This window comes from Bacillus sp. D48C, from assembly GCF_053345735.1.
In genome coordinates, this window is the sequence record NZ_JBKFAQ010000006.1 from 199,667 (window position 1) to 222,305 (window position 22,639).

General features: G+C 30.7%; 16 protein-coding genes. 6 read left to right on the plus strand and 10 right to left on the minus strand.

What is annotated here, in order from left to right; translation table 11 throughout:
* Nucleotides 1-146: 146 nt before the first annotated feature.
* The 5 genes from ACLBXA_RS17025 to ACLBXA_RS17045 all read left to right on the plus strand — a co-directional run bounded on the left by ACLBXA_RS17025 (nt 147) and on the right by ACLBXA_RS17045 (nt 7,569).
* The gene (locus ACLBXA_RS17025) at nt 147-377 is read left to right on the plus strand and encodes a hypothetical protein (RefSeq protein ID WP_002162674.1); all 231 of its coding nucleotides are present in this window, start codon (nt 147-149) and stop codon (nt 375-377) included.
* A 512-nt stretch (nt 378-889) separates the two neighbouring features.
* The gene (locus ACLBXA_RS17030) at nt 890-2,158 is read left to right on the plus strand and encodes a glycoside hydrolase family 5 protein (protein ID WP_025989072.1); all 1,269 of its coding nucleotides are present in this window, start codon (nt 890-892) and stop codon (nt 2,156-2,158) included.
* A gap of 459 nt (nt 2,159-2,617) precedes the next feature.
* A complete protein-coding gene (locus ACLBXA_RS17035) occupies nt 2,618-4,825 on the plus strand; it encodes a M60 family metallopeptidase (RefSeq protein WP_016077401.1) in 2,208 nt (735 codons plus the stop codon).
* A gap of 325 nt (nt 4,826-5,150) precedes the next feature.
* On the plus strand, nt 5,151-5,699 hold the full coding sequence (locus tag ACLBXA_RS17040; RefSeq protein ID WP_447617333.1) for a fascin domain-containing protein: 549 nt from the start codon (nt 5,151-5,153) through the stop codon (nt 5,697-5,699).
* A 1,534-nt stretch (nt 5,700-7,233) separates the two neighbouring features.
* A complete protein-coding gene (locus ACLBXA_RS17045) occupies nt 7,234-7,569 on the plus strand; it encodes a hypothetical protein (RefSeq protein ID WP_000524430.1) in 336 nt (111 codons plus the stop codon).
* Between the two features lie 257 nt (nt 7,570-7,826).
* Here the strand turns inward: ACLBXA_RS17045 and ACLBXA_RS17050 are convergent, their stop codons facing one another.
* The gene (locus ACLBXA_RS17050) at nt 7,827-8,201 is read right to left on the minus strand and encodes a hypothetical protein (protein ID WP_000088964.1); all 375 of its coding nucleotides are present in this window, start codon (nt 8,199-8,201) and stop codon (nt 7,827-7,829) included.
* Nucleotides 8,202-9,220: 1,019 nt separating this feature from the next.
* Between ACLBXA_RS17050 and ACLBXA_RS17055 the strand changes: the two genes are divergently transcribed.
* Nucleotides 9,221-11,203, plus strand: coding sequence for a methyl-accepting chemotaxis protein (locus ACLBXA_RS17055; protein WP_000481863.1), 1,983 nt, complete (start codon nt 9,221-9,223; stop codon nt 11,201-11,203).
* Between the two features lie 151 nt (nt 11,204-11,354).
* Here the strand turns inward: ACLBXA_RS17055 and ACLBXA_RS17060 are convergent, their stop codons facing one another.
* The 9 genes from ACLBXA_RS17060 to ACLBXA_RS17100 form a co-directional block, all read right to left on the minus strand.
* The gene (locus ACLBXA_RS17060) at nt 11,355-11,516 is read right to left on the minus strand and encodes a hypothetical protein (RefSeq protein WP_000724107.1); all 162 of its coding nucleotides are present in this window, start codon (nt 11,514-11,516) and stop codon (nt 11,355-11,357) included.
* The gene (locus ACLBXA_RS17065; RefSeq protein ID WP_447617334.1) at nt 11,516-12,631 is read right to left on the minus strand and encodes a response regulator aspartate phosphatase; all 1,116 of its coding nucleotides are present in this window, start codon (nt 12,629-12,631) and stop codon (nt 11,516-11,518) included. The genes ACLBXA_RS17060 and ACLBXA_RS17065 overlap by 1 nt, the downstream gene beginning before the upstream one ends.
* Nucleotides 12,632-13,791: 1,160 nt before the next feature.
* Nucleotides 13,792-14,880, minus strand: coding sequence for a CDP-glucose 4,6-dehydratase (gene rfbG, locus ACLBXA_RS17070; RefSeq protein WP_447617335.1), 1,089 nt, complete (start codon nt 14,878-14,880; stop codon nt 13,792-13,794).
* A 28-nt stretch (nt 14,881-14,908) separates the two neighbouring features.
* Nucleotides 14,909-15,868, minus strand: coding sequence for an NAD-dependent epimerase/dehydratase family protein (locus tag ACLBXA_RS17075; RefSeq protein WP_000633065.1), 960 nt, complete (start codon nt 15,866-15,868; stop codon nt 14,909-14,911).
* 54 nt (nt 15,869-15,922) lie between these two features.
* Complete coding sequence (locus ACLBXA_RS17080) at nt 15,923-17,992, minus strand: hypothetical protein (RefSeq protein WP_001087536.1); 2,070 nt, start codon at nt 17,990-17,992, stop codon at nt 15,923-15,925.
* A gap of 20 nt (nt 17,993-18,012) precedes the next feature.
* Nucleotides 18,013-18,762 (minus strand): sugar phosphate nucleotidyltransferase, encoded by a 750-nt coding sequence (locus ACLBXA_RS17085; RefSeq protein WP_000864426.1) that lies wholly within the window; start codon nt 18,760-18,762, stop codon nt 18,013-18,015.
* A 563-nt stretch (nt 18,763-19,325) separates the two neighbouring features.
* Nucleotides 19,326-20,000 carry a papain-like cysteine peptidase gene (locus ACLBXA_RS17090; protein ID WP_001046794.1) on the minus strand — a complete coding sequence of 225 codons (675 nt, stop codon included), beginning with the start codon at nt 19,998-20,000 and terminating at the stop codon, nt 19,326-19,328.
* Between the two features lie 410 nt (nt 20,001-20,410).
* Nucleotides 20,411-21,538 carry a Ger(x)C family spore germination protein gene (locus ACLBXA_RS17095; RefSeq protein WP_447617336.1) on the minus strand — a complete coding sequence of 376 codons (1,128 nt, stop codon included), beginning with the start codon at nt 21,536-21,538 and terminating at the stop codon, nt 20,411-20,413.
* Nucleotides 21,535-22,638 (minus strand): GerAB/ArcD/ProY family transporter, encoded by a 1,104-nt coding sequence (locus ACLBXA_RS17100; RefSeq protein ID WP_000527367.1) that lies wholly within the window; start codon nt 22,636-22,638, stop codon nt 21,535-21,537. Before ACLBXA_RS17100 ends, ACLBXA_RS17095 begins: the two co-directional genes overlap by 4 nt.
* Nucleotide 22,639 lies beyond the last annotated feature (1 nt).

Here is a 22,639-nt window from a genome sequence, read left to right on the forward strand (position 1 = left end):
AAATCAGTATATGTATGAAATAAAGTGAAAAGAGGTTCTATCCATATGGATTTGAACCTCTTTTCACTTTATTTTCAGGAGTTATGCAGCAAGGTTTCAGCCTTTGAAAGTAAAATAAGTATCTATATTCCTTGTATTTTGGGTTAATGGGATATGAGGTGAAAGTTGCTTCTTGTGAAAAAGAATTAGAGCCAGCTTGTATATTCTTAAAGCAATTTGAAAAAGGATTAGCAGTTTGTATGGAATTAGGAAATGAAGAGTATGTATATCATTTCAATATTTTACGTTCTCTTAATGAAGATGAAGCAATTAAACTCTTAGAAGAAGTGAAAAAAGTATTTCTTACTTCGAAAAGCAAGGTTTATGGGATTTCGTAGAAGAATATGCAGATCTAAAAAAGGAAGAAATTATACAATAATCACATGCTATCATTTTTAATAGCTAATTAACAAAGGGACTCCAATTATGGAGTCCCTTTGTTAATGGGGTAATGCTTTGGTTTATCTAATTATAGCAATATTTGTAAAAAGTGTAAAGGGGTCCTAGTTTGGAGGGGGAATTATTTAATCTTTTTTATTTAATAAAAGGGATAATATTTAGTTATCTGCGCTTCTTAATTATGTTTTCTATCACAATTTGAAGTGAATTTCAGTTAATCTTATTTATTTTATGGGAATTATAAGGTATACTAAAAGTAGGTGCAAAATGTACCATTTGAAAAAGAGTGAATTGCAAAAAGGAATCCGTAAAGGATTCCTTTTTTGTTTCTTTGAAAATGAAGCAATGTTCTAATTATCTCATTCATTTTTATGAATACGCTGCGATCTTATAAACTAAAAAGGCTTTTATGGAAATTTGCCATATTCCTGTAACAAAACAAAGGTATGTTATGTGTGTTAAATATAAAGAGAAAGAAGGAAAAGTTGTGAAAAAAATTTTGCCAATTGTTGCGTTATTAGGCATGATGAGTTTTGGAGTACAGGAAATGAATGTAAGAGCTGATACATACCACAAGGGCGATTCGAAAATTAGTTTTTGGGATTCGAAAAGAAAGGGTACTAATTTCATGAATAGTACGTCATTACCTGAAAACTATAAAAGTGCAAAAGAAGCTAATATTGAATATGTACGTTTAGCACCTGATAAATGGGCAAAAGATAAAGATTTTCTATTTGAGGATAAACCAGATACTTCTGGAAAGGATTTTCTGATAGGTAATGCAGATAACTATCAGGGATTAGTAAAGGAGGATTTAGAAAAATTAAAGGCGGATTTAGATGCCGCACAATCACAAGGAATGAAAGTTGTTCTTACAATGTTATCTTTACCTGGTGATCGATGGCGCCAATTTAATAATAACAAGAATGACGACAGAATATGGGAAGAAGAGAGGTATCAAGAACAAGCAAGTCAATTTTGGAAGGACCTTGCTCTGGAATTAAAAGATTATCCTGCGGTGGTGGGTTATAATATTATAAATGAACCACATCCAGAAACAGCTAAAAATAATAGATATAATGATTTTTGGACAGAAGATTACGAGAAATGGTATGCAAAAGTGAAGGGAACGACAGCGGATTTAAACAGATTGTATCAAAAAGTAATCAATTCCATTCGTGAAGTAGACCAAGAAACACCAATTATTTTAGATTCAGGTTTATATGCTACTCCATGGGCTTTTAAATATTTAAAACCAGTAAAGGATAAAAAAACGCTTTACGCATTTCATATGTATGAACCATATGAATTAACGAGTCAAGGTGAAAAGAAAAATAAAGAATATCAATATCCAGGATTAGTAAAAGTAGGAGACTTAGAGAAACCTGTAATGTGGAATAAGCAGGGATTAGAGAAATTTTTGAAGCCAATCCAACAATGGTCTAAGAAAAATCATGTATCATCTAATCGAATTATTGCAGAGGAGTTTGGAATTAACCGTACTGTTCCGGGAGCTACCCAATACATGCAAGATCTTATTTCTATCTTCAACCAAAAAGGTTGGCATAAATCATTCTATGCATTCCGTGAAGACACATGGACAGGGATGAATTATGAATTGGGAACAGGAAAAATAAAATGGGATGAAGAGGGTAAACCGGTGCCTCAAGATAATTCACTCTGGGAAGTAATAAAAAAAGATTTACAACCACATAAATAGTTTAGAATATTTGTCCTAAGGACTAAATGTAAGCATCTAATTCAAGTAGAATTAGATGCTTTTTTTCAAAAAAGGTGGAAGTTTAAACAAATATAGTTGCAATTGAATTGACCTTTAAACTGAAAAATTTTTATGAATTTTTTGTGAGATTCCAACCCTTAAATGTTGAAAATTATTTACTGATTTCTCCAATTGGATATATTTCTCCAATCGGATGGAAGTTTAGAATACAGAATCAAAACATAATAAGCTGTTATAGATGAGTTTATCGTAAAGTTGTTATTTAATGTGTCATCAAATAACATTTATATACAATAATAAATAAAGAAAAGGAGATGTTTATGAAAAAATATAGAGTAATAGATACAACTTAAATAGTATGAATAGTTTAGATTGTAAAAACATGAAGAAGAAAACAAAAAATCCTTAAGAGTACTAAGGAAAAATGAAGGAGATAATATGGGGAATAATTCAAAATATAAAACTAGAAAAATACTTGCAGCTACTGCTACAGTAACTATGCTTGCGACTGGAATGATTTCTTCATCAGATGTCTTTGCGGAGCAAAAGGAGCAGCAAAAAAATTTATCGACATCACTGCAAAGTGAAAAATCAGTTAAATCAGAAAATAGAACATTTACAGTCCCAGGAAAAGGGGATGTTGAGCTAATAAAACAACAGGAAAGAAAAAGTATGGCATTTAGTCCATATGAACCAACTGGTTTATATGCAAAACCAAATGAACAAATAACGATTAATGTAGAAGGTAATCAAGATATTCAGGTATATATTGGAACGTATTCATATGATGCTTCTTGGAGAGAAGATTCTAAGATAAAATCATTTACATTAAAACCAGGTATAAACACAATCCAATCTCCAAATGGGGGGATGATTTATTTTTATAATAAACAACAAGGTGGTACCATTCGAACAACAATTACAACAGGTGGAACGACTACGCCTTTCTTTGAACTAGGAAAGCATACGAAACAAGATTTAATTAACATGCTGGACCAATATCCAAATGCACATGCAGTGGAGTTAAAAGGAGAACGTGTATTAATTACGGCCAGTCCTGCACGTATTAAGAAATATTTGTTGGGTTCTAATACAGATCCTGTACAACTCTTAAAAAAGATGGATGAAGCTACTCGAATTCAAGACAAAGTAGCTGGATTATCTGAAGAACAAGTAGATAAACATTATGTTCATTACGTAGAAGAAAATCATTCTCCCGATTATTATATGTATGCGACTTCTTATCGAACTGCATATGTAGGAGATGCAATTCAATATGTATTAGATATTAATAAATTTATAAAAGATGGTTGGGGTCCATGGCATGAGGCAGGGCATTTGAGACAGCAATCACCTTGGAAATTTTATAATATGACAGAAGTACAAAATAATATATACAGCCTTTCTGTAGAAAAAGCATTTACATCTAATCAACCTTTTAGATTGCAACAAGAGGGTGCTTATACTAAGGCATTTCAATACTTAGAACAACCTAATAAAAATTATGACGAAGTTAGTGATGTTTTTGTTAAGCTTGTTATGCTTTGGCAACTACAGCTAGCATATGGAGAGGATTTCTATCCTAAATTGCATCAATTGTATAGAGACATGCCTTCAAGTGAACTTCCACAAACTGATGAAAATAAAAAACAATTATTTATGATTTCAGCATCAAAAGTAGCCAAACAAAATTTGATTCCTTTCTTTGAGAAGTGGGGATTACGTCCAAATAACGATACTATTCAAAAAGTAGCTGCATTAGGATATCCAATTTTAACAGCAGAGATTTGGAAGAGTACGGATTCTAATCCAATTAAACCAGATATGCCTAATGAAAATAATATTTTAGAAGGAAACCAGTTTGCATGGTCACTAAAAGGAATTAGTGATTTCGAGTTTGCAAAAGTCAATTTTAATAAGTCGACAGAAGAGATGCAAATTGATTTAAAAGCAGGCGTACCACATCATTATTTTAATGAAACATATGCGAGTATTAAAGTACAAAATGCATCAGGAAAAGTAGTATACAATAAAGATATTTATGGGAACAAACAACAAAATGCTGAATCGCAAAAAGTTCCAGTTAAAATAGGGGATTATGTTGAGCTGACACATCTAGAAGGTGTGCATAGAGCTACTTTAATAAATGTAGGTAACAGTAAACAAGAAAGTTTTGGAAAAAAAGGCATGTACGAAGTTACAAAAGAAGGCTTGAAGAAAGTAGAAAAAATGCCAGAAACAACGGTTTTAGATGGAAATCATTTTGGGTGGTCTTTAAAAGGATACAGTGATAGAGAAATCGCAAAAGTAGATTATAATAGGACAACAGAGAAAATGCAGGTGAATTTAGAAGCAGGCGTACCACATTCTTACTTTAATAATACGTATGCAAGTATTACAGTAAAGAATTCAAATGGTGGTGTTGTGTACAATAAGGAAATAGTAGGGAATAGACAACAAACTGCTGAAAGCCAAACCGTGCCCGTAAAAGTGGGAGATTACATTGAGTTTACCCATATAGAAGGGGAAGCAGTAAAGGAAAAAACACGCGCTACACTTATTAATCTTGAGAATAATAAACAAGAATATATGGGCAAAAAAAGAACCTATCAAGTTACTTCAACGGGATTAAACAAAATAGATTAACATGAAAAACATTCTAAGTATTAGTTGGATGCAAATAGTCGTTCATTATGAACGGCTATTTGGCTTTTATTTAAAGAAAGGTGAAATGAAAATACTCTCTCTTTTGTATATACTTTCATTTCCAAAAATTTCTACGTTTTTTTATCAGGGGGAAAATAATTTAAAAAATGTGCTTGAGAATTGATACATGTTTAATTGCTATAGATTTGAGAAAAAAGAAACAGAATAGTAAGGTATTTGTTGATAAATCCTCTCAAGTGTTACAAAATTTTACATATTTGGTATGATATATATGAGTTCTATGTATATTAAGGGAGGAATGGGAATGAAAAGGTTCATAACACGTGCAAGTGGTAATACAATCTCAAAAAGGTTAGTTTTAATGGTGTTGTCGATGGTTTTAATGATAGTGATGATTACACCATCGAATGATGTATCGGCAGCCAATCTATCAAAAGCAGGTTCACTAAAAGGCGTGAATTTATTTAATGGAAGTTGGACAGTTGCTATACAGGCAGCAAATTTACAATATGTTTCGGCTGAGCCTTCGGGAAATATAATAGCAAATCGTAATGCAGTTAATGAATGGGAGAAATTTGAATTAATTTCGACTGGGGAATTATATACGTACGCTTTAAAAGCTAAAAGTAATGGGAAGTATGTTTCGTTTGAGCCAAATGGTAGAGTAGTAGCAGATCGTACATCAATTGGTGTATGGGAAAAGTTTATCTTATATAATGGTGGAGACAATAGGATATATGTATTACAAGCACTAAGTAATGGTAGATATATATCAGCAAATGGTGGTAGAGAATTAACAGCTACTAGTTATGTAGCTGGAAGCTGGGAAAGATTTGTTATTGTATACTTCTAAACTTTGAAGTGTTATATATCTAAATGATAATAGCATGTTTAGTTTGTATAAATACCTAATACAATAAATTGTTAAGTATGTAATACAAGTGTATATTAACGTGTAAAAGGGCTGCAAATAATTAGCGGTTCTTTTTGCATGTTAAATAAGCACTTACTGAGGTTATAATGAAAAGAAAAAGAACCCTATAGGGTTCTTTTTCAAGGCATATTAACAGTAAGGAGAATCATGAAATGCTACTTCAAATCTTTATTAGGGGAAAGATTTTGAATAAGCTTAACATACATCTATTTTTACATAAATGTAATATATAGTAAATTGATAATGTTTATACTTACTATTACTAATATTCAATTAATATAGTTAGCACTATTTGTATAGTGTTAATGAAGTGCATATTTAGAAAACTAATAATGGCCACAAGTTGGTTATATATGTCTAATATTTTATTTACTAAAAGAGCTTATAGATATATTATTTTAAAAATTAATTAACATTTAAACAATTTTAACTGAAATTGGGTGTGTATTAACTAAAAGTAAATAAAATAAACAAAGACCCTGTAATGAATACAGGGTCAAATACAGGGTTAAGGGAACGCATAGTTTCTCAAAATCATAATAGCATATATTCTTTGTATAGCTACATGAGGATTTTGACAGAATTAAGAAAAAGACAGAAATCTGTAAGAAAGCAAATATATTGCTGGAAATTTGATTTGAAATTAAACTATAAGGCATATTGAAATAGATGGAAACTCTTGAGTACCGTGATTAAATATGAGGTTTAGATTAGAGGGATAATTGGATCTTACTGAAAAGGCAAAATGTTTTTTAGATTAAAAGAAGAAAAGGCACTTTTGGGTGCCTTTTCTTTAGGTAAACAGTTTACATATTGCTGAATTATACACGAAACCATAATTCGACTATGAAGTAAATCTTAATAGAATTCTAAATAGAAAAATATGTAATATTATATTTGAGTTTTTAATTATTTTATCGAATATAGAGTAGCAATGTAAATAAAAGGGCATGCATTCGTATCTGCAGCCCTTTTTAGGAGGAATTCAAGATACCAATAGGACACGTATTGGTAAACAGGTTCAAAAATAGTATATGTGAAAAGAAAAAGTCCTATACCAAAAGTAGACAGGACCTTATTTTTTACAATTTCAAAAATGACATTCTGTCCTTTTTGAAATTAGTACAACACACACTTGGTTTGTAATAAAGTTAGAAAAAGTATACATGAAAATGGCAGACAACTATTTTGTTGCCTGCCGGTGCTAGTGGGTTGAATGAGTTAGTCAATTCAATAAATTGCTACCCCATTACCAGAAGAGTGAAGCCGCTAGTTCAAACGGCTTATACATAGTTTTCCTAATAAAGAAAAAATTATGAGTAAAGATTTTGTTTGCTCTATATGAAAAGATAAATAGATATTCATCAGACAAGGATAATTTAGCATACCTTGAATAGGGTGAAGGAACGAATTAAATAAAAGGATTTTTGTTTAGGAAGGGACTGACTCAGGAATGGGACTTTCGGACAGGGTTTGGGGGGCGATGATTGCCTTTGGCATTGCGACTAATATCGTTGCTTGTATGATGGCAGTATACATTCAAAAATATGAGCTAATGATAAATCATCTTACAAATATTTTATTTTTAATAATTATCTCTTTAACGTTTATTAAGATGAAAATTAACAGGTGGGTGGCTTTAGGATTTACATTTGTTGTAATAGAGAAAGGTATTAAGGCGGGATATGACTTCTACACACATGATTATTATGGTGTCAGTTGGAGTTTAGCTATCATTGTCTATTGCATATACGAGATGAAAAAGTATCATATTGAAATAAATGAATAGTCTCAACAATAAGATGTTAGTAGGTGTAATTTTTTAAATAATAAAAAAAAGACACTACAAGAGTGTCTTTTTTTTGAAAATACTCTATAATTAACTTTGGGGAAGGTAATGTTAGAGTATTCGTTTAGCATTATCTTTATATTTGATAAACCATGAAATCGAAGGATTTTGTGGTTTATTTTTTGAACAATAGATATTACAGTATTGGCAGTGAGCTAGTGATCATTTTAAGCATTAGGAGAGAATGGATTAAAAGTCTAACATCGAATAACGGTTCCGGAATATAGTGTTGCGAAATGATCTCCCATATCCCAAACGGTACTTGCCTGTATATAGCCCTTAAAGCCTTCTGAAGAATAATAAATCTCTTTTGGTATACTTTCTTTAGTTTGGAAATGTGCTTTAGAGTACTTTACATAATGGTTTTTAACAACTTTTGCATCTGGAACAATAGTGTTTTTTTGTTCCAATGTTGGCCTAGCACTAGAAGGTGATATAAATTTTACAGTGTCTTGGTAATTAGGATCTAAGGTGTCAGCTTGTACACTGTGTGACGAAACAATTGTGCTTAAACTACTTCCCGCGATTAAAGTTGCAAATACTAACTTTGAGAATTTTGTTAATCTACTCATTCTATAATCTCCTTTTTATTATTTTGTAAGGTATCTCCTTACACCTCACAGTCTATATCCACTACAAAAGGGTGTACATACATATTGATAGACAAAATTCTACAAAATACCTCATGTTTTTGGGGACGTGTATAATAATCCAATGTTTAATAATTTATCAGAAGTAAAAAAGTAAGTCTTATATAAAAGAAAAAGAATAATTTATGCAGGTAATGTATATAAAATTATTGTTTGAATATTCTAAAATGAGTTGATAAAGATGTGGGATTGTTTTTTAGAACATAAATGACTCCAAAGATTAAATTTAGAAGTTTAATTCTCTTTGTAAGTTTATTTTTATAATACTATTCACAGGTGTAGATTATTAAGATTTAAATATAAAATGTCTAAAGATTTTTGTACAACCAAACAGTTAAAATATAAAAAAGTGAGAAAAATGATAAACATTCTTCTCACTTTCATCAATTAGGGTGGCATATACATAAATATGCGTTTGGGTAGATTTTTGAATGAAAAATCCACATGCATAGTATAACAAAAAAAATAGGGCTTTTCACATGTAATATTGCATATGAAATATAGTAAAGTTTTAAATTTTAATATTACAAACTTGTATATACGTGTTACAATGTAATTCTCTAATTTATTTTATTCAGCTATTTAGAATTTATGTTTTAGTTAATTTATTATGGTAAGGATTTCATCTGATTGGATTAGCGCTAAACTAGATTTTTATCCAAACAAATCCAATAATTATTTTTAAAATGAAGTATATGTTGTATCCAATTTATTTGGAATAATTCGTAGTCTAATAATTGCTGAATCTAGAAAAAAACATATTCGAAAGGAGGACAGATAAAACTCTGCCTGTGAAATTTAAATCGCTAAATGGTAAAGTACGGATGATAGGATGTAATTGTGATTTCATTTCGAATGGTACCATAAATGAATATGGGAAAATATAGGATAACATTTAAATGAACTATATAAGTAGTAAAAATGAAAAGGAGAAGTATCTAGTGTTTAATATAAAAGAAAGATTGGGACAAATAAAGCTTAAAACGAAGTTGTCTATGGCATTTATAGCAATATTAATTATACCAAGCCTTATCGTAGGAGTATCATCTTATAATAAAGCAAAAACAGATCTTAATGAAACAATTCTACAATCAGCAAAAGATAATATAAGTATTTTAGACAAGATTGTTGATGATGAATTAGAAAATAAGCATACAGATGTCACTCATTTTGCAAAGGTACTCACACAAGGGGATTATAATCCTGAACAATCGCAAAATGTACAGAGTAAATTTGATCAATATATACAGTTACATCCAGAGATAGAAACGATTTATACGGCATCCAGTAACAATCAATTTATTCATGCACCTGTTGGCAAAATACCAGAAGGGTTTAATCCGTTAGAAAGTAGTTGGTATAAGGATGCAGTAAAAGCAAATGGAGAGATTATTGTTTCATCTCCCTATAAATCAAAGTCTACAGGAAATATGGTAATTGCAATTGCAAAGCAAAATGCAGATAAAAGTGGTGTCATTGGCGTAGATTTGAATATTACAGATATCGTAAAAACATCCAAAATGATAAAAATTGGAAAGCAAGGATTTGTATCTATAGTTAGTCAAGATAAAACTATAGTTGTTCATCCATCACTAAAGCCTGGAGAGAAATTAGAGAAAACTTTAGCGGATGAATTGTACAAGACAGAAGATGGAGTAATTACTTATAGCCTCAATGGCGAAGATCGAAACATAAGCTTTAAGACAAATAAAAAAACAGGTTGGAAAATAGCTGGCGTAATGCCTACGAAAGAAATTGAAGAAGCTACTAATCCTATTTTTTATAAAACGTTCACTATAATAGGGGCTTCATTATTGTTAGGTGGAATTGTAATTCTATTCATACTCAGATCTATAATTACTCCACTAAGACAATTAGTCATTTCAGCTCAAAGAATTAGTCAAGGAGATTTAACCGAGAAAATAGATATTCGTTCAAAGGATGAACTTGGTCAATTAGGTGGTAGTTTCAATACAATGGCAGAGTCGTTACGTAATATTATTTCTCAAATTAACACATCTGCAGGACATGTAGCTGCGTCTTCTGAGGAACTAACTGCTAGTGTAGAGCAAGCAAGTGTTGCGACAGAACAAATTACAAAAGAGATGGAAGAAATCTCGAACAGTGCAGAAGTTCAAAATAATGAAGTTGAGTCTGGAGCTGAATTAATTGGTGAGGTAACACGAAATATTCAATATGTAGCTGAGAATGCATCTGAAGTATCGGCTTCATCCATATACACAAAACAAAAAGCCAATGAAGGTGAACAATTAGTAGAACAAACTGTAGCACAAATGCAGTCTATCCATCACTCTGTTTCTCAATCCGATAATGTAATAAAATTATTAGATAAGAAATCGCAACAAATTGGAAGTATATTAGAAGCGATTCAAAATATTGCGGAACAAACAAATTTATTAGCATTGAATGCAGCAATTGAAGCAGCTAGAGCAGGAGAACAGGGTCGAGGGTTTGCAATTGTTGCGGATGAAGTTAGGAAGCTAGCAGAGCAATCATCCGAATCTTCGATGGAAATTGGAAGCTTAATTAAGGAAATACAAGCAGACGTACATGAGACTGTAAAAGCTATGAATGAAGTGGGAGTAGAGGTACAGTCGGGAATTAAAGTTGCGAACGATACAAAGCAAAGTTTTTATGAGATTTCAAAATCTGCAAATGATATTGTGTCAAAAGTGCATGGTATGGTGGAACTATCTAATACAATGACTACTGATGCAATGAAAGTCGATACATCGATTGATCAAATAGCTATGGCTGTAAAAGAGAATTCTTCAAGTATGCAAACGATTGCTGGTTCATCTGAGGAACAACATGCTTCTATGGAAGAGATAAATTCTTCAGCAATACAATTAGCACAGATGGCAGAAGAACTTCAAGAGTTAATTGGTGGATTTAAGATTTAAGTTGAGATTCTAGGAGAGAATGCTAGAATCTTGTTACAGAGTGGAAATGCATAGTAAATAAGTATAATATATACTCTCTATGCGCGTATTGAACAGGCAGAAAACCCATTTAAAAAACCCTCCATTTGGAGGGTTTTTAAATACATTTACATTAAATTTGTGGTGGTGCACCACCATAATCGCCAACACTATATGAAGGAGCAGGATAATGCCCATGAGTAGCAAGCTGATCTGTTTTAGAAAACTGAAAAATTCCCACCGTTAATACCCCAATAAAAGCAATGCCTGATAATAATAAGCTAATTTTTTTCATTATTTTAACACTCCTTTTGCAATTGATTTTTGTCTTGCTTGATAACAAATATGGAAATAGTCACTTACTTTTTGGTGGTTCTCTAATTGTCTACATTTTGTGGCAAATAATTCAGCGTATTCGACAACATATTCCCATAATTCTTCTTCCTTAAAGTATAAGATTCCTTCTTGAATGATTTTTTCTAATTCTTCCAATGGAATATTTTCGTTTAATCTTTTTAAAATAGAGAAGTGGTGTGTGTATTCTTCGTTATGAATTTTTCTGCAAATCTGTAATCCCTTATCAATGAGTTGGCTGGCCGTTGATTGTTCTCCTAATTTATAATGTTCCTTAGCTTGTAGGAAGATGGCCTTGAAGTGTGTAGGGATTTTCTCTGTTACTTCTGAAAGGTGACGAATAGCTAAAGTAGACATACTTTGATCAGAATACAGCCACCCCATAGTATTTTTTACATATAACAAGGAATCTTCTTCCCTATTTTTTTGTAGTAAATCAATTGCACAATGTAGATATTCTTCTGCTTGTTCGTACTGTTTTAAATAGATGCAGCAACCACCTAGCAAACTATTACAAAAGGCTGTTTTTACTTCATAACCTTCATACTTTGAAAAGATTGCTCTCGATTTATTTGCGTATTCGATAGAAGCGAGATTGTTATAGGTATGGTGATAGAAAGTAGCAATTCTATAGTAAAATTCAGCATGTTCAATTTCATCTGGTATAGCTACCAATATTTTTTCTGCTAGTTTATAATGTTCTTCTGCCTCAGTATAATTTGATATAAAAGTGGAATGAATGGATTTGAAAAAGTGATAATAGAATCGTAGAAATTGATCTGTAGGCATATCATAATCGCTAATAGTATCAAAACTATTTTGTTGAATACCAAGGCTATCTGCTAAGACCTTGTAACGAAATTCGAGTAGTGAATAGTATAGTAACAAATTTTGATCCTGATGTTCTTGATCCGGTTCAATGCTTAACTTATTAATTTTTTCATCAATTTTCTTTTTTAGATTAGTAGCTTTTATAACTTGTTGAGATAGCATTGCTCGATACCAGTCGTTCAATAGAGAGGTTAATTGCTCATTTCCCTTTACTGAAACACTCATAATATACGCCCCCATTTTCTAAAAAAATCCTAATCCAATTTAATTATAAACATCATAACAAAATAGAAGAAAAAATGGAGTGATATCACAATATTTTTCAAGAAAATTCAGAAAAAATAATCAATTTATGTCGAATATACTCATAATAAAACATCCGAAAATTATCAAAAGATAATATGAGTCTTTATACGTTCTATCAGGTGAACTTAGAAACTGTGATTGAAGATTTATGAAATTTTCTTTTCTTAAAACGGATCAATTACGTATTAATTTTTAAATTATTTTATCGGATACATATAGTATGTATCACCACCAAATGTATAAATCTTGCGTATGTAAATAAGAAAAGAATAAAGAAAACAAAAGAAGAACTTGTAAGAATTTCTACAAGTTCTTTTTTGGATAATGTAAAAAGGTGAAACAGACTATCTCATTATTTGTAATAGTGAAATTATCTTACTTATGGTTTTGTTTTATAGAAGATGTACTATTATATTTGAAGATTTGTTCTAAATGTTGATTAAAGGAAAATTAAAGACTGGTAGGGGAGAAGTGCATAAAAGAGAAAGCCTTCTTTACTTATTCTGAAAAGATAATTCAAAAAGCAATTTGTGTATAGAATAAGCAATGCATGAATTCATCGACATTGGTGATAATAAATAAGAGAATCATAAGCATGAACTTTAGTGGAATAGCTACAAGAAGGGGATAATTATAAAATTGTTAAAGCTCAGTATAATTCTATAATAGTAGATATAATTATTGGAATTTTCAACTTAGTTACTTTTCGGGTAGGGTAAGTAGAAGAAAATAGGAAGTTTTTCTTTGAAGAAAGCTCTTTTGACAGGAATAGATTTTTTCATAACTAGAACAAATAAATTAATAATCGCATATACTGTATTGTCGTTAAAGCAAGACACTATTTTCTCATAACAAGGGAATCACTAGAAAAATATGTGATTCCTTTATTCTTCAGTATAATGTCAATAGTTGATTTGAAATAATCGAAGAAATAAAATCTTTGTTAATGGACAATCACATCATTTTAGGTATAGTAGGTTTATAATTTAGACTATAAAATTAATGTGTCTTTTATTATTTTAACCAAGAAGACTCCCTCCATAAGGAACTCACAGCAAGTATGAGTAAGTGGGAGTAGTTCAAAGCATGCAATATTGTTTGATTTGGCTAATACATAGATTTATCATCTCAGAACTGGTGTAAGAATTATAATGTTTATACCATTCTATTGTATTTTCTAAAGTCTGTTGTAGGGACCATTTTGGTTGCCAATCAAGATTGAATTTTGCTTTGCTAATGTCAAGATTTAGTAAATTTGCTTCATGAAAATTTATTGTGCCTATATTTTCTGCAGTCCAATCCCCACAGCCCCAAATATCTAGTAAACTTGTCACTAATTTTTCTACTGGAACAATATTGCTTAAGGATGGCCCGAAGTTCCATGCTCCTGAATAAAGGATACCATTATTTATAATTTTTTCTGTAAGGAGTAAATACCCGCTTAAGGGTTCTAGTACATGTTGCCAGGGTCTAATAGCAGTAGGGTTTCTAATAATAATCTTTTTGTTTGATTCTAATGCTCGTATACAATCAGGAATAATTCTATCTATTGACCAATCACCACCACCAATTACATTACCAGCTCGAACGCTTGCAATTATTTTCTTGTGGTGAGAAAAGTTTTCTTCTGAAAAGTAAGAATTTCGATAGGAAGAAATTAAAAGTTCGCAGCATCCTTTGCTTGAGCTATATATGTCATGGCCACCCATAGGATCAATTTCACGATAACCCCAAGGCCATTCTTTATTTTCATAGCACTTGTCACTTGTCACCATAATTCCTATTTTAGCTGATTCATGTAATCGAATTGCCTCTAGTACATTCATAGTTCCTACAACGTTTACCTCGTATGTTTCTCTAGGATATTCATATGAATACTTAACTAGAGGTTGGGCAGCTAAATGGAATACAATTTCAGGTTTATAATCTGTAAAAACCTTATTTAATTTATTAAAATCCCTAATGTCTCCACGAATATCAATTATATTGTTTTGAAGGTTAGTAATGTTAAAGTTATCATTTTTATTTTTAGGATCCAATGAATATCCGATTACAGTAGCACCTAATTCATTCAACCATAGGGATAACCAAGAACCTTTAAAACCAGTATGTCCAGTAATTAAAATTGTCTTTCCGTAAAAAGCATTATTAAAGTTTTGATTTAACAATTAGTCCACCTCCTTTAGTACCCTATTTTTAGGGGATTAGGTATAAATGTTTATTATTTTTATACCAATTAACAGTTTTTATAATTCCTTCTTCAATATTAATTCTAGGTTCCCAGGAAAGAGAGTTTTTTATTTTTTGCACATCTGCTTCAGGAACCCATCTTTCATTCGTTCTAGATGGAATTGCACCGTAATTTGGTCTGGAATTGGTTTTCAAATGTTTGAATAATAATTCTACATAATGTTTCAAGGGGTAAATAGTGCCACTCCCAATATTAAAGATTTCATTTTGTACAGTAGTATTCTCTACTGCTAGGATACAGGCATCTATTATATTTTCTATATAACAATAATCTCTTAATTGATTACAGAAAGTTAAATTTACATCTTTGTTTTGTAATACTTGCAAGATTATATAGCTAAAAATTTTATGTGGCTCCTCGCTTTCTCCGAATATGCCAAAAGGTCTTAATGTTATAAGATTAATGCTGTTTTCGCTAGCAATTTGATGGGCGAGTATAGTAGCAGCAGCTTTGGTACTTCCGTAGATATCCACAGGAGTTAGTAACATATTTTCATGAATAGGTTCCATTTTGTTACCGTATTCAGAACTACTCCCAAAATTGATAATTTTTTTACAATTCACCAATTTTGCTGCTTGAATAATGTTACATGTCCCTATAATATTTGTTTCTATAGCATGCATGTAATCTGTATGGGCAGAATTTACACCATAGGCTGCCAGGTGAAAGATATAATCCGGATTAACTTTCTTTATTGCATCCTGTACTTGTTTTCTATCTCGTATATCTATTTCATAGGTTTCAATATTTTTTATAATATCCTTTAGTCTCCAAAAATTTGATGGTGTTCTTATGAAAAGAACAATTCGTGCTTGTAAATTTAAAAGTCTTCGTGCCAAGTGAGAACCAATAAAACCGTATCCACCAGTAATAAGGAAAGTTTTATTTTTAAATGAAGTAATCATAGTGAAAATCTATCCTTTATTAAGATTTATTTTTAAATAAGGAGAGTATCAGTCTTAATTGTAATGAGGGGAGGAGTATTTAAAATAATTTTTTATTGTCGTTGTATCAATTTGGTCAGCAAATAAAGAGGAGGGGGATTTTTGAAAAGTATTATGAAGGGTATGACATGTCTTGTTCAATTGTTCAATATAAGGAATGTATATATAATCTAAAACTTCTGGAGGTAATTCTAAAGTTTCTTGTTTCCATAAATCGAACTCATTTGGATTAATAATTTGCATACTTCCAAAATGAAAAGCTATTAATTCATCTTGATCAATAAAAACTTTTTTATCTGTTTTTGATATAGAACTGCTATTTAAAATGACATTCCAAGGTGCTGCATCAATACCTTTATGAGTCATGATTTTTATATTAGAAAAGATGTTAGGAATGTGATTTAAATATTTTTGGTCACCCCATCTATTCATTTCAACATCATAATGATTATTGCAATATTCTAGGCATTTATCTTTCCACCATGTTAAAATTTCTTTGCTATTTTGATCGTTTTTGAAGCCTACTAAACCAGCTTGATATATACCGTGTATGTTTTCAATTTCAGTAGAGCTTCTTTGAGGGCAAAGGAATACAGAGTATTTCCACCATTCATCAAGAATGATATTAGGTGCTGTAAAGAAATACATATCAGCATCACAATATATAATGTGATCAACTTCCGGATAAAGACTAAGGACATGTAGACATAGGGGCGCTTTTAATGTCCAACAATATTCTTGTAAACTTCTATCATTTTTTATACTGAGGAGTTCATGATTTTCAATATCTTTTACTGGAATTAGTATGGCGTGCTTTAATTTTAATGTCTCTAATATTTGATAAGTTAAATCATCCATACAACAAATCCATACAGTAAATTTAGCGTTGAAATTTTCTAAGGAATAATAAGAGGTCAATCCTTGAATTAATCGTTCTTTACTTATAATCATGGAAAAGTTCATAAAATGATTGGATTGATTCATTTTTCTTCTTAATTGTGAATCTTTATATAAGGTTTGAGCTTTATTTATATCTTTTTTACTTAAAAATTGTTTAGTATCTTTATTGAATTTATTTTTTAATTGATTTAAAACAAATTGAATTCTCTCTAAATACGGAGTGTAAATATGGTTTAATATATTATTGGGTATTGAAATTGCTCCTAAAGACCAAAGATCAAAATCATTTTCATTAAAGATAGTAATACATGCAAAATGGTAAACAACTAGTTTGTCGTTTTCAATAAATACATCGTTTTTAGTCTTGTCAATTTTATAATCGTTATTATATATACAGTTCCAAGGCGCAGCATTTATACCTAAGTTATTTGAAATTTTTACTTTTGGAAAATATATAGGGATATAATCTAAATACTTTTGGTCTCCAAATTTCCCCTCCTCAGCCTCGGCACTGCACCAATCTAGACATTTATTTTTCCACCATCTTACACTTTTTAGTCCATAGAGATCATTCTTAAATCCAATTAGCCCAGCCTGATATTTTCCATACATTTTTTCTACCCAATCACGATCTCTTTGGGGGGTAAGGAAAATAGAGTATTCACCCCATTCCTCAAAAATAATATTAGGATCAGAGAAAAAGCATAAATCACCATCACAATATAGAATAGATGGTAAATCATAATTGACCAATAAATATTCTATCAAGACAGATTTTAAAGTCCAACAATATTCATTTACTTTTCTTTTTCTTTTAATTGCTTTTAGTTCACTATCTTCTAATTCTTCAACTTGTAAAAGGTTTACATTAATTAAATTCATTTCTTTTAATAGTGAATATGCAAAAGGGTCTATACAACAAATCCACAATGTGAATTTTTCTGAGTACTGCATTAATGATTGCTGTAAAGCAATGATTTTCAAGACATATTCATTACCTACAATGACACAGAAATGATTATTTAGATCATGTTGTTGATTATAGAATTGGGGATTCATTCTTTTTTGAGTATTTTTTTTGGAGAGATTTGAAGCTTTAATTCCTGTTGAAAGCGGGTTAACTATTTTCTCATTAGAGGGGATATACAATCGAGGTAAACTTATTTTTTTATCATTAGAGTTCAATGTTTATTCAGTCCTCTCCACTAAAATTTATTAGGATTCCAACTTTCATCTACAGTTTTTAAATCTTTAGGTGTATCGACACTAGCCCAAAAGTCATTGTGTTCATAGACTGCGAGCTCATTGTCTTTTATTAAATTGCGAAGAGGATCTTCTTCTAGAACACAATCATCACTATCACCTAAATAATCGAATATTTCTTTGTTAAATACAAAAAAACCGCCATTAATTACTTCATCAAGTAATGGTTTTTCTTTAAAATCAATAGCAATTCCATTTTCGACCGTCAATAGGCCATATTGACTATTTTTTTTAATTCCAGTTAATGTAGCAATTTTTCCTTTTTCTTTATGGAATGCTATTAGTTGATCAATATCTATATTTGCTAATCCATCGCCATAAGTTAATAAAAAGGTTTCATCCTGTACAAAGGGTTCAAGTTTTTTTAGCCTTGCCCCGGTCATTGTATCAATTCCTGTATTTATAAAGTGTATATTCCAATTTTCTAATTCCTGAAGTAGCGTATATTGATTGGTTTTAAAATTCAAACTAAAGTCATTCTCTTTCCAGCTAAAGTCCATAAAATATTCTTTAATTTTCTCACCTTTATATCCTAGGGGCAAAATGAAATCAGAATGTCCATATTTTCTATACCAATTCATTATATGCAAGAGGAGAGGCTTTCCTTGAACTCGAACTAATGGTTTGGGAATGTCCTCTAAAATTCCTTGCATCCGAAGCCCTTTTCCGCCACACAAAATTATGACTTTCATAAATTTCTTTCCTTCCTCTCTATATATTTTACTAATTTAAACTATGTAGTTTGTTTGATAAATGTATACACGGTTGTACCATAATGACAATCAACTAAAAAATATATGTTAGATTTATAATTCAAATGCTGATTAAACGTGAAGAATACGCACTGTAGTTTATTCTCAATCTTATGTAAATTAGGTTATTCTAAAATCAATGCTTTATTTTATTTAATACTAATGAAAGAAATTACTTGTTTGTAAGATAAAAGAAGGGGAGGGGAATCAAGGGAATTAAAGAAGCTTATAATGAAAAATCTAAGAAGGAAATTAACTATTTAAAGGAAGAGTGAACAAATATTACATTGTAGATTTTACAAATTTAAAAAAGAGCACCGTATAAAGGTGCTCTAGTGATGGAATCAATTTTGTAAAGAACCATTTATTCAATAAAGAAGGACTTATGAGTTATTATATGAACGGTTTATTAATTAAGTGTGTATCAATTAGATGGGAATTTTATTTCTCTACACCTATTTTAATTTACTGGAAAAATCATGTTAAAAGTAAGAAGAAAAGTATTAAGTTAATGTTATTTTATTTAAAATATAATTCCAATCGGAATCATCACCTTCCCATCTATCCTGATAACGTGGGAGTTCAATTGAACAAACCCTCGATATTCCCCAATTTTGTTCAACGATATTAGATATATCCTCCTTAAAATTGACAATAAGAATATTAAAATCTTTATTTGTAATTTCGGATAATACGTTTTTTAATTCAACCGCTTCATCTCGATTTCCCCAAATCCTAATGAATAAAATTGATTCACTACTATTTATTTTTTCAAGGAATCGATTAATTCTAGTGTCTAATTTAGCTTTAAAAGAAGGATAGGTTGATTTCCAATCCTTTTCTGAGTCAATAGGAAAGTCATGCATTGAAAAACAATTATAATAAGTGTCCTTTATACAATAGGTAATTCGTTCTGCCCATTTAGTTTGATTATCAAATTCTGATTCAATAAGACCGTAACTTTCTGAACCTTCTATGACCATATTTTCCAACTTCATAAATTTTTCAAATCGATTTTGAAGTAATCTGTTTACATCTGAAAGTGATGGATAATAAAACCAATCTAAAGGTCCAGAAAATGTTCTTAAATGGTGCCTTTTGATTTGGTTAGTGACTTGACACAAGCCTCCTAAACTTACAATTACGCCATAGGATTTTTGTATATCATCTAGGTTCATCCTCATCATCCTTTTTAAAAGTAATTTAAATTATCTATTCAGTATATGATGCAATAACATATTGATGTGGACATATATATCAAAGTACATAGAGCTAAGACATTGGTATAAATTTGAAAAGTCAAAATCCCTAAGTTAAGGGGTTATATCTTTAATGTTATATCATTGAGTTGCTATTGGGATGAAAGCTGGTAGGGATTATACTCTCCAGTAACTTAAATTAGAAACCAGTTCTTGATTACTACAGTAAAATTGTTGTGCCTTTAAAAGAATCCTTAGATAAAAAAGAAAAATCTATTGGTTAGCATTTAACCAGTAGATTTTTCTTTGAGTTATTATCTTTTACATAATAATTATAGAAGATGGAAAATTCCACTTAGAAATAATTTTAAGCAGAAGAATAGACTAGTCTAATTTCTAATGGTTCCAGTATCTTTTATTTTGACGTGTGTCTTTACATTTATTTTAGCCTCTGCTAACGCTTGCAACCAATTTCCTTTTACTTTTTTCCACTCTTTATATTGAAATGCTCTAGCATATTGGGATAATCCGATTGGATCAATTTTATTCTGTTGTATTTCATGTAACATATTTTGTAAATTATTATTAATTTCTTTTTGAATAGCATTTTTTAAATTATTTATATTTTTTTTATTATCATAGTGCCCTTTAATTGAATTCGGATTGGTTTTTTCTATTAAAGCTACATTAGCGTAAATATCGAGATTAAATACAAACTTTCCGTTTTGAAAATTAACAACTACCTTCCTTGTCGCGTTCTGTACGAATATGGAAGTGTTTGTTTTTTTGTTGGACTTTTTAGGAGGAAGCGCAAGGTGTAGTATCATTCGCCCGCTACTTTTTTGCTTATTTATAAGATTGAAAAATTTAACATCTTTTTTAGGGATATGAGTTAAATATTTCCCTTTTCGATTTAAAAATGCAATTCCTACTGTATCGATTTCATTCTTTGTTTTTTTGATAATTGGAACAGTTTGCGTCATTCCTTCTTCATTTTGTTCTCTCATTAATTGTTGAATTGTAGAAGAGACGGATTGGTTATTTTGAATTGACGATTCGATTACACCATTTATATAAGATGAAAGTGATGGTTTACTAGGCTTATGAATTGTAAAAATTTGTTCTGCAGGTCCATCTACAAGTACTACTTTAGCATTAATGGTAGCGTAAGGGTCACGGTAAGAAGAATCAAGCTCCTGCAACCAATTTGCTTCTTGCGCTAATTTTTTTCCAATTAAAATGATTTCAGCTTTGGAAGCTGTCATAAAGCCCGTTAACTTCGTATCTATCTTACTGAATCCAGTATATACAGTTGATGCTTGTGTCCAATGTTCTATAGTACTTTTTTGCTGTTTATGATGAAAGAGTGGTATGCTTGTTCCAACTTTTATGTCTCCATTAGGGGTTCTATCCAAGCCAATTAACAGGATTAATGAAACCTTCTCAAGAGGAATTCTCTGACTACAACCAATTATATATACACAACAAATTACAATCCATATCCATTTTCGAATCAAAGTTGTTTCCTCCTAGTAATCCAAGTAAAAAGAATACTGTAAGCGAAAAATAAGATTGGTAATAGAATAAAGAAAACGACATTTAAGATATCCATAAGAGAATATATAAACAAATATTGATCCACATCGGGATTTAGGAAAATAAATAGGCCAACTATAAATAACATAAAAGCAAGCAGCGCCCAATTGCGGGCGTTTTTTTGAAGTGAAATGGCTACAGATTCAAAACTGAAAAATAAATACGGATATATCGTAGTGGAAAATACAATTAAATAGTAAGCGATATATATAATTTCTAATCGTTCCATGAAAGAAAAACGAACCCCTTTTAACAGATGAAATACTGGCCAGATTACGTCTTTTATCCCCTCTGGACTAAAGTATATATAAGAAAGAATAGTAACATATAGATAGAAAAACATGGTTCCAGTATTCGCTATTAGTAGTCCTTTTATGGCTTTTTGCTTTTTTTGTAAGAATGGATATATATAATATGCAATTTCTAGGCCAGCATAAGGAGTAATGGTTTCTTTTGTTGCCTTTACAATAGGGTATAATCCTTCTTTAAATATAGGTAGTAGGTGTAAAGGATTGTAGTTAGTCTTTAGTGAAAAAAGAAGAAATAGTGGCATCCAAGTAGTGAAGAAGAAAACAAGCATAGAATAACTAGTAAGAGCCCTTAACCCACTCAGGGTTAAAATAATAAAAGGTAATAGTAATAATATGGTGATTTGATAAGCAGGAGTGGAAGGGAATATCCACACTTTTACAATATCGGTTGCCTTTAATAAAGTATTAAATCCAGCAAAAAATAGATAAAAGGCATATGCAAGAAAAAGAATTGTCCCTATCCATTTACCAAAGTATGTTTTTAAGATTTGTGAGAAATTTTTGTTAGGATTTTTTTGTAACATTAATATAATAAATACCCCGATTATAGAAGTAACTATCCATCCGAGAATGATCGAAATCCAGCCATCTGTGCCAGCATTAGTAGCAAGGGGGCTTGGCATAATTAACATACCAGATGCAAGTTGAAGCGAATGAATGAAAATAATAAATTCGAATAAAGTTACTTTTTGGAACTTAAGATTTCCCATG